The sequence below is a fragment of the Croceivirga radicis genome (assembly GCF_002072105.2).
Lineage (GTDB): Bacteria > Bacteroidota > Bacteroidia > Flavobacteriales > Flavobacteriaceae > Croceivirga > Croceivirga radicis.
Genome location: NZ_MTBC01000002.1, coordinates 395,638 through 409,536, shown reverse-complemented (window position 1 = coordinate 409,536; position 13,899 = coordinate 395,638). Strand labels below are relative to the sequence as shown.

16 protein-coding genes are annotated in these 13,899 nt (G+C 36.7%); 10 read left to right on the top strand and 6 right to left on the bottom strand.

What is annotated here, in order from left to right:
• The first annotated feature begins 2 nt into the window (after positions 1-2).
• The gene (rpe, locus tag BUL40_RS04730; RefSeq protein WP_080318276.1) at positions 3-662 is read left to right on the top strand and encodes a ribulose-phosphate 3-epimerase; all 660 of its coding nucleotides are present in this window, start codon (positions 3-5) and stop codon (positions 660-662) included.
• On the top strand, positions 662-1,624 hold the full coding sequence (locus BUL40_RS04725) for a YpdA family putative bacillithiol disulfide reductase (RefSeq protein WP_080318275.1): 963 nt from the start codon (positions 662-664) through the stop codon (positions 1,622-1,624). The genes rpe and BUL40_RS04725 overlap by 1 nt, the downstream gene beginning before the upstream one ends.
• Before the next feature lie 14 nt (positions 1,625-1,638).
• On the opposite strand, the gene BUL40_RS04720 is transcribed toward BUL40_RS04725, so the two are convergent.
• Positions 1,639-2,064 (bottom strand): hypothetical protein, encoded by a 426-nt coding sequence (locus tag BUL40_RS04720; protein ID WP_080318274.1) that lies wholly within the window; start codon positions 2,062-2,064, stop codon positions 1,639-1,641.
• A 143-nt stretch (positions 2,065-2,207) separates the two neighbouring features.
• On the opposite strand from BUL40_RS04720, the gene BUL40_RS04715 reads away from it, so the two are divergent.
• Entirely contained in the window at positions 2,208-3,386 is a 1,179-nt protein-coding gene (locus tag BUL40_RS04715) for an MFS transporter (RefSeq protein WP_080318273.1), read from the top strand.
• 79 nt (positions 3,387-3,465) lie between these two features.
• On the opposite strand, the gene BUL40_RS04710 is transcribed toward BUL40_RS04715, so the two are convergent.
• Entirely contained in the window at positions 3,466-4,686 is a 1,221-nt protein-coding gene (locus BUL40_RS04710) for a DUF3089 domain-containing protein (protein ID WP_176465446.1), read from the bottom strand.
• Between the two features lie 167 nt (positions 4,687-4,853).
• On the opposite strand from BUL40_RS04710, the gene BUL40_RS04705 reads away from it, so the two are divergent.
• Positions 4,854-5,747 carry a helix-turn-helix domain-containing protein gene (locus tag BUL40_RS04705; protein ID WP_080318271.1) on the top strand — a complete coding sequence of 298 codons (894 nt, stop codon included), beginning with the start codon at positions 4,854-4,856 and terminating at the stop codon, positions 5,745-5,747.
• A gap of 90 nt (positions 5,748-5,837) precedes the next feature.
• Positions 5,838-6,494 carry a hypothetical protein gene (locus tag BUL40_RS04700; protein WP_080318270.1) on the top strand — a complete coding sequence of 219 codons (657 nt, stop codon included), beginning with the start codon at positions 5,838-5,840 and terminating at the stop codon, positions 6,492-6,494.
• Between the two features lie 513 nt (positions 6,495-7,007).
• On the opposite strand, the gene BUL40_RS04695 is transcribed toward BUL40_RS04700, so the two are convergent.
• The 4 genes from BUL40_RS04695 to BUL40_RS04680 all read right to left on the bottom strand — a co-directional run bounded on the left by BUL40_RS04695 (position 7,008) and on the right by BUL40_RS04680 (position 9,582).
• Complete coding sequence (locus BUL40_RS04695) at positions 7,008-7,259, bottom strand: hypothetical protein (RefSeq protein ID WP_080318269.1); 252 nt, start codon at positions 7,257-7,259, stop codon at positions 7,008-7,010.
• A 43-nt stretch (positions 7,260-7,302) separates the two neighbouring features.
• Complete coding sequence (locus tag BUL40_RS04690) at positions 7,303-7,845, bottom strand: hypothetical protein (protein WP_080318268.1); 543 nt, start codon at positions 7,843-7,845, stop codon at positions 7,303-7,305.
• A 221-nt stretch (positions 7,846-8,066) separates the two neighbouring features.
• Positions 8,067-8,780, bottom strand: a complete 714-nt coding sequence (locus BUL40_RS04685) for a hypothetical protein (protein ID WP_080318267.1) — start codon at positions 8,778-8,780, stop codon at positions 8,067-8,069.
• 217 nt (positions 8,781-8,997) lie between these two features.
• Positions 8,998-9,582, bottom strand: a complete 585-nt coding sequence (locus BUL40_RS04680; RefSeq protein WP_080318266.1) for a hypothetical protein — start codon at positions 9,580-9,582, stop codon at positions 8,998-9,000.
• A gap of 130 nt (positions 9,583-9,712) precedes the next feature.
• On the opposite strand from BUL40_RS04680, the gene BUL40_RS04675 reads away from it, so the two are divergent.
• From BUL40_RS04675 to BUL40_RS04655, 5 genes are all read left to right on the top strand, one after another.
• Entirely contained in the window at positions 9,713-10,189 is a 477-nt protein-coding gene (locus BUL40_RS04675; RefSeq protein ID WP_080318265.1) for an OsmC family protein, read from the top strand.
• Positions 10,190-10,240: 51 nt separating this feature from the next.
• Positions 10,241-10,927 carry an NUDIX hydrolase gene (locus tag BUL40_RS04670; protein ID WP_080318264.1) on the top strand — a complete coding sequence of 229 codons (687 nt, stop codon included), beginning with the start codon at positions 10,241-10,243 and terminating at the stop codon, positions 10,925-10,927.
• Between the two features lie 64 nt (positions 10,928-10,991).
• The gene (gene prs, locus BUL40_RS04665; RefSeq protein WP_080318263.1) at positions 10,992-11,822 is read left to right on the top strand and encodes a ribose-phosphate diphosphokinase; all 831 of its coding nucleotides are present in this window, start codon (positions 10,992-10,994) and stop codon (positions 11,820-11,822) included.
• 11 nt (positions 11,823-11,833) lie between these two features.
• Positions 11,834-13,282 carry a nicotinate phosphoribosyltransferase gene (locus BUL40_RS04660; protein ID WP_080318262.1) on the top strand — a complete coding sequence of 483 codons (1,449 nt, stop codon included), beginning with the start codon at positions 11,834-11,836 and terminating at the stop codon, positions 13,280-13,282.
• A gap of 184 nt (positions 13,283-13,466) precedes the next feature.
• Positions 13,467-13,898, top strand: a complete 432-nt coding sequence (locus BUL40_RS04655; protein WP_010519146.1) for an META domain-containing protein — start codon at positions 13,467-13,469, stop codon at positions 13,896-13,898.
• Position 13,899 lies beyond the last annotated feature (1 nt).

Here is a 13,899-nt window from a genome sequence, read left to right as displayed (position 1 = left end):
CTATGCAAACAAAATTAGTAGCACCTTCCTTATTGGCAGCAGATTTTGGCAATCTGCAACGCGATATAGAATTAGTCAATAAAAGTGAGGCAGATTGGTTTCATATAGACATTATGGACGGTGTTTTTGTGCCAAACATTTCTTACGGAATGCCTGTTTTAAAAGCAATGGCCAAACATGCCAACAAACCGTTAGATGTGCACTTGATGATAGTAGACCCAGACCGTTACATAAAAACATTTGCTAGTTTAGGCGCAGATAACCTCAGCGTACATCTTGAGGCCTGTACCCACCTACACCGCACCCTACAAGCCATAAAAGCGGAAGGAATGAAGGCAGGTGTGGCTTTAAATCCGCACACCTCTGTTTCACTATTGCAAGATACCATCCAAGATATTGATTTGGTTTGCTTAATGAGCGTAAACCCTGGTTTTGGTGGCCAGTCTTTCATAGAAAATACGTATGCCAAAATTAGTGCGCTAAAAGACCTGATTATTCAAAAAAATGCTTCAACCTTAATTGAAATAGACGGGGGTGTATCTGGTAAGAATGCCAAGAAATTAGTAGAAACCGGTGCGGACGTTTTGGTTGCGGGTAGTTTTGTTTTTGGTAGTGACAACCCTACCGAAACCATTAGTAAACTAAAAGAAGAAATAGCTTAATGCAACAATATGACTTGGTAATTATTGGAGGAGGACCTATTGGAATAGCTTGTGGTTTAGAAGCAAAGAAGAGCGGTTTAAACTACGTGATATTAGAAAAGGGCCCTATAGTTAATAGTCTTTTTAACTATCCCGTTAATATGCAGTTTTTCTCTTCTTCAGAAAAGTTAGAAATAGATAACATCCCTTTTATAAGTAAAGAAGCAAAGCCAAAACGAGACGAAGCTTTGGAGTATTACAGACGTATTGTAACCAATAACGAACTTAATATTAAGTTGTTCGAAAAGGTGGAAAGCGTAATTAAAAAGGAAGAATTATTTACCGTTACCAGTACCAAGGATTCCTATACTAGTAGCCAAGTTATAGTAGCCACAGGGTTTTATGATATTCCAAATACCATTGGTGTTACCGGAGAAGAATTACCCAAAGTAGCCCATTATTATAACGACCCGCACTTTTATGCCAGTCAAAAATTAGCGGTCATTGGTGCCAGCAACTCGGCCATAGATGCGGCTTTAGAATGCTACCGTAAAGGCGCGGAAGTAACCTTGATTATTCGTGGACCAGAAGTTGGCCAACGGGTTAAATATTGGGTTAGACCAGATATTATCAACAGAATAGAAGAAGGCAGTATAAAAGCGTATTTTAATTCTGAAGTCACAGAAATAAGACCCAAAGAGTTAGAGGTACAAACTCCGGAGGGTAAAATTACCTTGGCTAACGATTTTGTTCTTGCGCTAACAGGCTATAAACCCAATTTTGAATTTTTACTACAAATGGGAGTAACCCTGTCCAATGATGAAAAGCGTTTACCGCATTACAACCCAGAAACCATGGAAACCAATGTAAATGGGTTGTTTTTAGCAGGTGTTATTTGTGGGGGAATGGAAACCCATAAATGGTTTATAGAAAACAGTAGGGTACACGCCAAAATGATAATGGACACCATTACCAAACAATAACTAGCTTACCATACTTAATCCTTAATTAGGGTATATTTATAGCTGCAACCTTCTATACAGGTGGGACCACTAGTGGGGGTTAGAATAAAAAAATTGGCGCCAAAAGCTATGGCATAGGTAATAAACCCATCCTCATCTATTGCATTATTTTCAAAATCAGGACAATTGTATAGTACTTGTAAAACATCATTAGCTATAACATAGGTACCTGTAGAACAGGTTTCATAATGGGTAGAGGTAAAGGTTCCATTACCTGCAAACACAAACTCAGGCCCATTTTCCACTACCTGCCAATCCGTTTCCCCTCCCGTACCTAGATAAGATTCCGTAAGCTTAAATTTACCTTCAATCTGTATGGGACCATCCGTTACCAAGGGAGCTTCACTAGACGGGGAACAGCCCAAGAAAGTAAGTACAACAAAAATGAAAACAATACGCATAGAAAAAGTATTTACCTATAAGATTAACTAAGCAAAAAAGGTTGCTTCATCTTAAAAACCTTTTGCATTTACCTTTTGTGGCCATAGGCAAGTTTTACGTTATAAAAATTTAACTTTAGCTGCTGTAACAGACACCAAATTCTATGCCCACCAACCGCAAGGTACTTCTTGTAATTGTATTTGCCCAGTTTTGCTGTACCTCGTTATGGTTTGCCGGTAATGCCGTTTACCATGATTTATTGTTGGCATACGACTTATTACCCAGCGCTTTGGCGCATTTAACGACCGCCGTTCAATTTGGATTTATAACAGGTACTTTGGTTTTTGCCCTGCTTAGTTTTGCAGACCGTTTTTCACCCTCCAAAGTATTTTTGGTAAGTGCCCTACTGGCAGGAGTTTTTAATCTTGGATTACTTTATAACACCAATACCCTATTCTCTTTAATGGGGTTTAGATTTGTTACGGGATTCTTCTTAGCTGGAATTTATCCTGTTGGCATGAAGATAGCTGCAGATTATTTTCAACAAGGCTTAGGAAAATCACTAGGCTTTTTAGTTGGGGCATTGGTACTAGGAACGGCACTACCCCATTTATTAAAAGACCTAACGGCTACCATTTCTTGGACAAGCGTTATTTGGAGTACCACGCTCCTTTCCTTTTTAGGTGGCAGCCTTATGGTACTACTAATACCAGATGGCCCTTTTAGAAAAAAAGGGAGTAAGCTTAAGCTACAACAATTAGGCGGTCTTTTTAAGCACAAAGACTTCCGTATGGCCGCATTTGGTTACTTTGGCCATATGTGGGAGCTTTATACCTTTTGGGCCTTTGTACCGGTAATGTTATTTACGTATTATCAAAAAATTGAAACAACGCCCACATATACCAGTTTATTGGCATTTGCCATTATAGCCACCGGGGGTTTGGCCTGCGTATGTAGTGGTTATGCAGCCCAAAAATTCGGAACTAAAAAAATAGCCGGTTTAACACTTGCTTTATCTGGCGTGTGTTGCCTGGTTTCACCGCTGTTTTTCACCACCGTAAATGAAATTCTCTTTATTGCTTTTCTTTTTTTCTGGGGTGCGGTAGTGGTTGCAGATTCTCCCCTATTCTCTACTTTGGTGGCCCACAATGCCGATGCCAAGACGAAAGGCACGGCGCTAACATTGGTAAACTGCCTAGGGTATAGTTTAACTATTGTAAGTATCCAGTTGATAGCATACCTAAGCACGCGTATACCTACCGAGTTTCTTTTTATGATTTTAGGCGTGGGCCCAGCTTTTGGGGTGCTTGCATTAGTTAAAAAACGGAGCAATACCAAATAGTTATTTTATCGCCGCTATAAAAGAAAACCTTGAAACTTCACAAAAATGGATATTTCGTGGATAATCTTTTAAACAGATATTAGAGACAGTTGCTTAGTTTTTGGTCTATTTGTTGTAATAAGGGCCATATGTAAATATGGTAATCCTTTACATGGTAATCGCCTTCTGAAAATAGAATAGGATTATCCAAGTTTTGTAGTTCATTGGGGCGCTCATCGCCATCTTCCGCATCATATATTATGGCAAAACCTACTTTTTGATCGGACTCCCGTTTAAAATAGCCAGAATACATATGGTCAAAAGCCACAAAATTATATCCGTTACTAAAGCTATAGGGAGCCCCAGGTGTAATATAGCGTATGGGTTTATGGGCAGATGAAATGGCCAAACTATCTTGAAAGAACACATCCGCTTCAATTTGGGTGGCCCGGTTTACCAAGCCACTTTGCACTAAGGTTTCGCTAAAAGAAGGAAAAGCACTATTGGGTTCAGGTAATGGCTCATCCGCACTATAGCTTCGCCAATAATGTACACAACCACATTGCTCTTGGGTTTTACACAAACCTATATTTTGCCACCATCCACCTAAAGTAGTATCCGTAGTTGCATACACATATCCCATTCCGCCCAAAGCTGCCGTAACTAGTTGTTTCCTAAGTTGCGGATTGTTATCAAATACATCCCTTACCAATAGCGCCAATAAAAACGAACCCTGTGAGTGCCCGGCAAGTATTATTTTATTGCCGTTATTGTACGTATTCAAATAATGCAAAAAAGCAGCCTTAATATCTGCATAGGCTTCTAGTATACCTTGGGCCTTTTCTGTTTCTGTATGCACCGTACTCAAAAAGGAAGCGGGTGAAGCTTGTCTATATTTTGGCGCAAAAAACCTTCCGTATTTAGACAGTAACGCCCCTTGTGCCAAAATGGTTAAGCCAATATAATTGGTATCCTGATTTTCTATGGCAATACTGGTAGGGTATGTTGGCGGATTAGTTAGATGGGTTGGGTGCACCCAAAATACATCTACCCCGGTATTGGTAGTGGCTTTGTTGGGTACCGCCACAATGGAACTGGTTTGTAGTGCCGCATCAACTACCGCTATATCTAAACTGTACGACTTTAAAAAATTAAAAGATTGCTCTGGGTGGTAGTACCAATTGGCCATAGCCGTAAAATCTATAGTAGAGGTAGGCACGGTTATTACGGGTACATCCACAGCGGTTTCAGAGACAGGTTCTTGATCCGCACAACCACTAAGCAAGGGCAGCAACAGCAAAAGTTTTATCCAATTTTTCATAATAAGTAGGGGTTGGTTATTGTTTTGGACTAGTCTTACCCAAAAAGGTTTAATTAAAACGAAAATGCCTACTGTTTTCTTATCCATTTATGTTTGCTATCTAAGTAATCTAGTTTACCAAGCACATTTAAATAAATAACCTAACTTATTGCCAGAAAACAACTTATATGATTAATACATATAACGATAGCTTGGCCAACCCAGATATTTTTAAACAGCTATCTGTAAAAGATATGCTTTTTGTGTACTACAAATGCCCGCAAATTAGCCGCTTGATACAATTGTATAATCATTACAACCTAATCGCCTTTTCCTTAGAAGGGGAAAGAACCTTACACCAAGGCGGTAAAGCGTGGCGTGTAACTCCCAAAACCTCTTATTTTCAAAGAAAATCTGCCTATGTCCAAGAGTTATCAGATGCCCAACATTGGAAAGTATTGGCCTTTCATATACCCGACCAATTCTTAATCAATTTTGTTAAAGAATATTTAGATTTTCTACCAACCACAAATTTGCCCAGCACCAATAGCGATATGTTTATTAAAATTGAATTGAATGCGGTGACGGAAGCTTATTTTTATAGTTTATTACCCTATTTTTCTAAACCAGAGAAACAATCAGAAAAATTGTTAGAGCTAAAGTTCAAAGAATTGTTTCTAACCATACTAACCAACCCAGCAAACAAGCAACTACTCTCCTATATTCTACAATTAAATACAACGGACAAACCGCCCATTTGGCAAGTAATGGAGAAAAATTACCTGTATGGTCTTACATTAAAAGAATATGCGCAACTGTCTAGAAGAAGTCTATCTGCCTTTAAAAGAGACTTTAAGCTACATTATGCCGAAAGCCCAGGTAAATGGCTAACCAATAAACGATTGGAACATGCCTGCGTTTTGCTTAAAACAACCCAGCAAACCATTACCGATGTAACTTTGAACGCTGGCTTTAAGAACGTTTCGCATTTTAGCAGAAGGTTCAAGGAAAAGTACAACATACCTCCAATTTCTTATAAAAACTTACATAGCAACCAAATAGAAAAAAAGAAGGACTTTTAAGAAAAACGACCTGTTCCCCTTGAAACTAATTTTACCATAGAAATTAAAGATGCAATCTAGGCATCCATAAACCTAACGTAAATAAGACCAATGGAAAAAGGATATAAGTATACAGGGTATATTATGTTATTGCTACTAGTAATGGCCATAGTAGCTTTTTACAAGACCTATTTTGGTCAATTCCCAAATTTTGAGGTTAATACAACTGCTTTATCGCACAGTGCTGTTTCCATGATAGACCATATACATGTAGTTTTTGCCCTAGTTTGGATTGGTTTGTTAATTGGCCAACCACTATTAATACGTTTTGGTAGGTACAAAACCCATAGGCGTTTGGGCCGTATTTCTTACCTGATTTTTCCCATGCTCATACTTACCTGCATACAACCCATTATACGAATTTTAAAAGCAGATCATGCCATGTTGGCCTACCTACCAATCTCAGATAGTGTGCTGCTCATATTATTTTACGTACTGGCTATTTTTTATAGAAAGGATACCGCCAAGCATATGCGTTATATGATTGGTACCAGTTTGGTTTTCTTAGGACCTATTTTTGGTAGAATTGGGCCTACTATTTTTAATATACACCCTAAAATAGCCAATCATATTAAGTTTGCGGTGCTCTATGTTTTGTTGTCTACTTTAATCTATTTAGACAAAAAAACGGGCAGAAGCTATAGGCCTTACGTAATTATCTTGGCTTGTTTTATGGTAAAACAATTCTTGTTTACGTTGCTGTTATAACTAAACATTAACACCATAGTATTAAATTAAGGTTAGGCACAATAGGTTTATTTTTCATAGAAGTATTCCGTTTGGGACTATAAAAAAACATTAACCAAATAGTCCAGTTTTAAAATGTTCCCAATCTGAAAAAATAGCCCAAGCAACACTAAATATGACAACAACTACAGCTAGTAATACAATAGCTTTTTTCTTTAAATTATTTACCATGTTATTCTTATTTTAGATTTTTTCAAAAGAAATGGCCAAGGTTGGGCCATAATTACGTTGTGGAATTTCATGAAGTGAAAATTGCAGCTACAATCAATCCTTCGCTTAAAAGTAATGATTTCCGCATAGGAAATGCGCTAAAACGAATTATAGCCAATAAAAGCAAAGTTATTTCAAAATTACTTTTTCAAGAAACTGATAACCTCCATCTCCCCGTTCAACCAGTCCATTTTCTAAGTCTAGTTCAAAAGTTATTTTTGAAATCGATTCATTTGATAATTCCGTATTCAATTTTGTTTTTGATTATTTATTCTTTTCTTCACTTTCACGTACTATTACGAAATAGATAACATAAAGCCAGCCCAAACTTCCGTGTAATACTGCATAAAGAATTGATTTATTTCTGTCCCAAGAAACTACAATTGCAATTGCGCTTCCAATTCCAATACCGTTTTTTACAGCAATTTGTGTTATTCCATTATTTCCGGTTTGTTGGCTAAAACAATCTAAAGAAAATAACAGTATAAAAATTAAAGTCAGTTTTATTTTATTCATTTTACTTTTTAAGGGTAGCGTGAGTCCAATGAGTGGCAACTGTTTAGCTATGAGCAGTAGCGTCCCGCAGGACGCTATTGCTTTGAGGTTTTGTTGTCTGTAGTTTTTTTAATCGATTAATTATTTTTCTGGCTCTTCTTTCTACACATTTCCATTCCCATAATTCTGGATTTCCGAATTCGGGATTTGTACTTTTCCAATTTTCAGCTCGTTTTTTTGAGTTTACAGATACATTACATTCAATTTGGTTTTCTCCGTTTTTCAAGTTAAGCTGAACAAAAATTATTGCCCAACCATCGATTCGATAGCGGAAGGTTTTTCCATTACAATATTTTGGGTTGAGCTTTATCTTCGAAGTAAAAATCTTGCCTTTTGATTCAGGATTATAGATTCCAAATCCGAAATGAACTTTACCGTTAGCGATTCCGAGATCAAAATAATCTCGGAAATCAGACAGATTGTTTATCAGAATTATTTCTTTTTCCATTTCAGAGTATGATTCATAGAATTCAGTTTTTGAGTCCGAAAGAATGTATTCAATCAGTTCAAAAAGTTGATTTTTATCTATGGTTTCTGTTCTCTGCATTGGTTTTTTTCAAATTACACACAACGTCTAAGCTATGGCAAGTAGGGCTGGCAAGGAAACTTTTTGTTTCCGTCTGCACACGAAGCTAAAGCTTATTGTTTAGTTTTATTTTTTCTTGTCCAAAGCTAAATCCATAAGATTTAGCGACCTCATAAATATACATAGACCTTTCCATTTAACCCTAAAGGCCGCATTACGTATAGGTTGTGTTGGGTGTAGTTTTATTTCAGTTCATTCTCAACTTGGTCAATTACATTAATAGTATTATCAATATACCTTCTCGGACTACCAGAAATATTATATTGAAAATTTTTTATTTTATTTCTCAAAGTGTTGAAATCAGTAGGCGGATTATCAATCTCTTTAAACCATATTAGGTTTAAGTGTGAAATTGTACCGCATTTAAGTGGTGTTTTAAACTCAGACAAAATCTGTTTACTCACACTTTTTTCTTCATTATCTTTAAAAAATTTCTCTATGGAATTGTGAGCAACTATTCCGAAATAATTTACCTCTTCCTCTAGTAAATAAGCATCAATAATTGGTTGCCCGAAGTATATTTGGCTTGACTTATTCAGACTGATTTCTCCATAGGCTAGTGCTCCTTTTAGGGGAATAGACTTATCTATAGCCCCTGAAAATAACCATTTTATTCCAAAAGCAAAAAGGTCAAAATCTTCAACGGTATCACTTTTTGAAAAAACAACTATTGAATCTGAAAAACTAACTGTATACATTTCAGCATTAGAATATCTTCCATCATTTTTGTCTTTCCAATTATCTATCAGACTTCTTAATTTTGATATCTCAGAAAGAAGGTCATAAATATGGGAGTGGCTACTTCTCATGACTAAATCTTTAAATCCCAATATATCGATGAAAGCCACAAATCTTTTATCTGTAGGAAGCCAGTTTGTGGTTTTTTCTTTTTCCATTAATTTTTTTTTCAAATTACACCTAACGGTTAGGCTATGAGTAGTGCGGGAAAGAAAAGCTCTAGTTTTCAGTCTAACACGAACCCAAGCGAACCATTTTTAAATTTGTTTTTTGTTTGTTACCAATTTACAAAATTGAGAGCGATGCTGTAAGAAAATCCCTTTCGTCTAAAACATGAGCCCGCATTACTTATAGGCGTTGTTACCAAACGGTTTTTTATAATCCGACATAATCAGTTTCTTTTATTTCCAATTTGCCAAGTTGGTTATTATTTATTTTAATCGAATACCAAACTCTCCATTGATTATCCGTATCAGGAACAGCTAAGTCGGAACTCAGATAAATGTTGTTTCCAACAATACTGTCAATTTCAGTTGAGAAAAGATTGCATTCGGCGTAAAATTCAGGAATCAATTTTTTTTCAAAGTCAGTTCTGTCGATTTGTTTTTTGTCAACAATTGAGTCTGTCAAAAGTTTAAAATCGGTTACCATTTTGTGAGAATGGTCTATATAGACTTGTTCTCCGTTTTGAGATAAATTCCTAACAATTGAACTATCGTTTAAACTATAAGTTTTTATTTCAAGGGTATGTTTTATGTCCAAAATTTTAAATTCTTTTTTACTTGAAATAGTGTCGAGAATTAAAGCCCAATAATTATTAATTGTATTGATTTCTTTTTTTGATTTTACCGTTTCTAATTCAGTTTTTTGTTCAAGTTTCGGTTGGATTTTGTCTGACTTTCTTCGGTCGCAACTTGATAGAATTGAAAGTATTAATATTAAAATCAAAAATTGTTTCATTATTCGGTTTTCAACTGTTTGGTAACAATTCAATATCCGTCATCTAACGCATATCTGTTTGGCATAAAACTACTAAAACTTTGTTTAAGTTAAGCGCTTTTAATACGCATACTTATAGTAGCTTTAGCGTATGAAAATGCACAACTACACCCTTTTTCTAGAATGGACCGGTAACAGAGGTAAGGGCACCAAAAATTACCGCAGCTATGAACGCAGCCACCGTATAAGCACCGCCGTGACCAACCAAGTAATAGAAGGCAGCTCTGATCCGGCTTTTTTAGGAGACAAAACCAAATACAACCCAGAAGAATTGTTCGTGGCCTCATTGGCCTCTTGCCATATGCTATGGTACCTGCATTTATGTGCCAGCAACAACATTGTGGTACTAGAATACACAGACGAACCACTGGGAAAAATGGTAGAAGAGAAAGATGGTAGCGGCCATTTTACCGAGGTAATTTTAAAACCTACGGTTATTATAAAACATAAAGCCAACAAGCAGCTGGCCAAAAGCCTACACGCAGAAGCGCAAAAGATGTGCTTTATAGCCAATAGCTGTAATTTTCCGGTACTACACCAACCAGAGATTTTAACGGCCAAGTTGTAACCCTAGGATTCTAAACAGAAAGTGTAATTTTGTGTTGTTTAAACGCAAAATATGATTTCGCAAAACATAAAAGTAGCCGTAGACGCTGTGGTATTTGGGTACGTAGAGAGGCAATTGCAATTACTGCTCATAAAACAGAAATACGGAAGCGAGAAAAATAAATGGGCCTTGCCAGGTGGTTTTGTCCTAGACCATGAAGATTTAGATACCGCAGTAACAAGGGAACTAAAAGAAGAAACCGGTATAACGTTGGCCTACCTTGAACAATTATACACTTTTGGTGCCGTAAAAAGAGACAACAGGCAGCGTGTAGTAAGTATTGCCTATTTGGGATTAATAAATCCTAAAAAATTTAAACTCACCGCCAGTACGGATGCGCTAGAAGTAGGGTGGTTTGCCATAGACGCCCTACCCCCATTAGCGTTTGACCATCAAGAAATAGTAGCCAAAGGTCTAGAACGCCTACAAAACAAAATAAGCTACAAACCCATAGGGTTTGAATTGTTGAATACGGAATTCCCCTTTTCTAATATAGAAAACTTATACCAGACCATTCTAAACAAACCCATAGACCGTAGAAACTTTAGAAAAAAGCTTATGAGTTTTGGAATACTAGAAGAAACCGATAAGATTAGTAAACCAGAAAGTGGCAGACCGGCTAAGTTATTTCGCTTTAACACTAAAAAATACAAGGCCTTGGAACAAAAGGGTTTTCATTTTGAAATAAAATTTGCGTAAAATAAACACAAAATAATTTTGTTGTCTGATTTCAATATTATACTTTGCGTAAAAATAACGCAATATGAATTTAAATCTCGACCCAACTTTTGGCCCTAATGCGAACCAAATTGCATTTGAGGCGTTTACTTTTAATGGTGGCGAGCCCCATATAAAAATTAAAAGTGATATTCCTAAGAACCAAGAGGTAGTTATTTACCATAGGATCAATTCGTTCAATGATTTAGGGTTGCTATTGGTAGCCACAGATGCCCTAAGGCATATGGGAGTTAAAGACATCGCATTGTTTTTACCTTATTTACCCGGTGCTAGACAAGACCGTTTAATGATTGCCGGAGAACCATTGACCGTAAAGGTGTACACCCAACTAATTAATGCACAACATTACAGTAGCGTAACCCTTTTTGACCCCCATTCTGAGGTAGGGCCCGCTTTATTAGACAATTGTGTAGCAATTAACAACCATGCATTTATCCAAAGGGTTTGTGAGCAAATAGAAAAAGATGCTTTTTTGATTTCTCCAGACGGTGGTGCGCTAAAAAAGATATATAAATTGGCAGCCTATCTACAAGATTACCATGTGGTAGAGTGCTCTAAATCTAGAGATGTAAAAACCGGGCAACTTACCGGCTTTAAAGTATATGCAGACACTTTGGAAAACAAATCTTGCCTTGTGGTAGATGATATTTGTGATGGTGGCGGCACCTTTATTGGCCTAGCCGAAAAATTAAAAGAAAAACAGGCGGGTAAATTATACTTGGCCGTTAGTCACGGTATTTTTAGTAAAGGTTTTGATACACTATTAAAACACTATGATAAAATATTCGTTACCAATGCAGTCAGAGATGTACAACACCCCAAAGTAATACAAATTAACCTACTAGATTTAAATTAAAACCTAACAGTATGAACCCACTTTTATATACAGATGGCTACAAAGTAGACCACAGAAGGCAATATCCAGAAAACACCACCTTGGTCTATAGTAATTGGACCCCTAGAAAAAGTAGAATTCCCAATGTGGATAAAGTAGTTTTCTTTGGGCTACAGTATTTTATTAAAAAGTACATTTTAGAGGATTTTCAAAACAACTTTTTTAACCTGCCAAAAGAAGAGGTATGCGCCCAGTATTCTAGAAGAATAAATAATTATTTAGGGCCAAATTCCGTAGGTATTAAACATATTGAGGCCTTGCATGATTTGGGTTATATACCCATGGCCATAAAGGCGCTTCCAGAAGGGGTTTCCGTACCTATAAGAGTACCCATGTTTACCATGTACAACACCCTACCCAATTTCTTTTGGCTAACTAATTATTTTGAAACCTTATTGTCTACTACCATTTGGTTACCCTGTAATTCTGCCACCATAGCCAAGCAATACAGAAGCTTGTTAGATGATTATGCGGCGAAAACCTCAAGTATACCCGAATTTGTAGATTGGCAAGGCCACGACTTTTCCATGCGTGGTATGGCTGGTTTAGAGGCCGCTTTATTGAGTGCGGCTGGGCATTTACTTAGTTTTAGCGGTACAGATACCATACCTGCGGTAGATTTTTTGGAAACGTATTACAATGCCAATAGCGATGAAGAACTTATAGGTGGCTCCGTAGCCGCTACGGAGCATTCCGTAATGTGTATGGGCACCAATTCTGGTGAGCAAGAAACCTTTAAGCGTTTAATTACCGAAATTTATCCTAACGGTATTGTTTCCATAGTATCAGACACTTGGGATTTATGGAAAGTATTGACCCAATACCTTCCTAATCTAAAAGACGAAGTTTTAGCAAGGGATGGCAAAGTAGTAATACGCCCAGATAGTGGTGATCCAGTAGCCATAATCTGTGGTGATCCAAAGGCCAATAGCAGTGTAGCCCAAAAAGGTGTTGTACAATTACTGTGGGATACTTTTGGAGGAAGCATTAATGAGAAAGGCTTCAAAGAATTAGACCCACATATTGGAGCCATTTATGGGGATAGCATTACCTTGGAACGCGCAGAAAACATTTGTAAACGATTAGAAGAAAATGGTTTTGCTTCTACCAACGTTGTGCTCGGGATAGGTTCTTTTACCTACCAATATAATACTAGAGACACCTTCGGCTTTGCCATGAAAGCCACCTATGGTGAAGTAAATGGCGAAGGCCGGGAAATCTACAAAGACCCTATTACGGATGACGGTACTAAAAAATCAGCTAAAGGACTTATAAAAATCGAAAAAGTAGATAACACCTATTCCCTAAAAGACCAAGTATCCTGGGAAGAAGAAGCTACTGGCGAATTACAATTAGTTTTTAAAGACGGAGAACTATTAATAGACGATAATTTAAAAGCTATACGAGCCCGTGTAAAATAACACGCTAAAAACTAAATTAAAAAGCCCCTTTAATAGGGGCTTTTTCTATTTATTGGTGGTAAAATTAGCTGTTTTAGACCATCCACTCCAATTTAAAAATCGACCTCCTTTTTTACTATAGTTTTCTTAAATACTACAATTGCAAAATCATTTTCGGTTATTTTAGAATAAACCACTTGTTATAATGGATACAATCAAAATTTTAAAATTCGCATCTTTTATTTTAATAATCATTGGTATGTCCTGTACCAGCTCAAAAGCAATTAACCAAGATATGCTCTATAATCACAAATGGGAATTGGAATCCATTACAGGTACTAAAATTGCTTTTAATACGCTTTACCCAGATAAAAAGCCATTAATTTATTTTGACAAGGAAAAAGAACATGTTAGAGGCAACAATAGTTGTAACGGTTACAACGCTCCTATTAACGTTTTAAATGGAAAAATATCTTTTGGACAACCTGGCCCAACTACTATGCGTTACTGTGGAGAAGGCGAACAGGTATTTTTAAAAACCATTAAAGAAGTCAATGCTTATAGCATAACGGAAAACAACATACTTGAGTTATACAAAGACGATGTTATACTCATGAAATTTCATAAAACAGATTAAA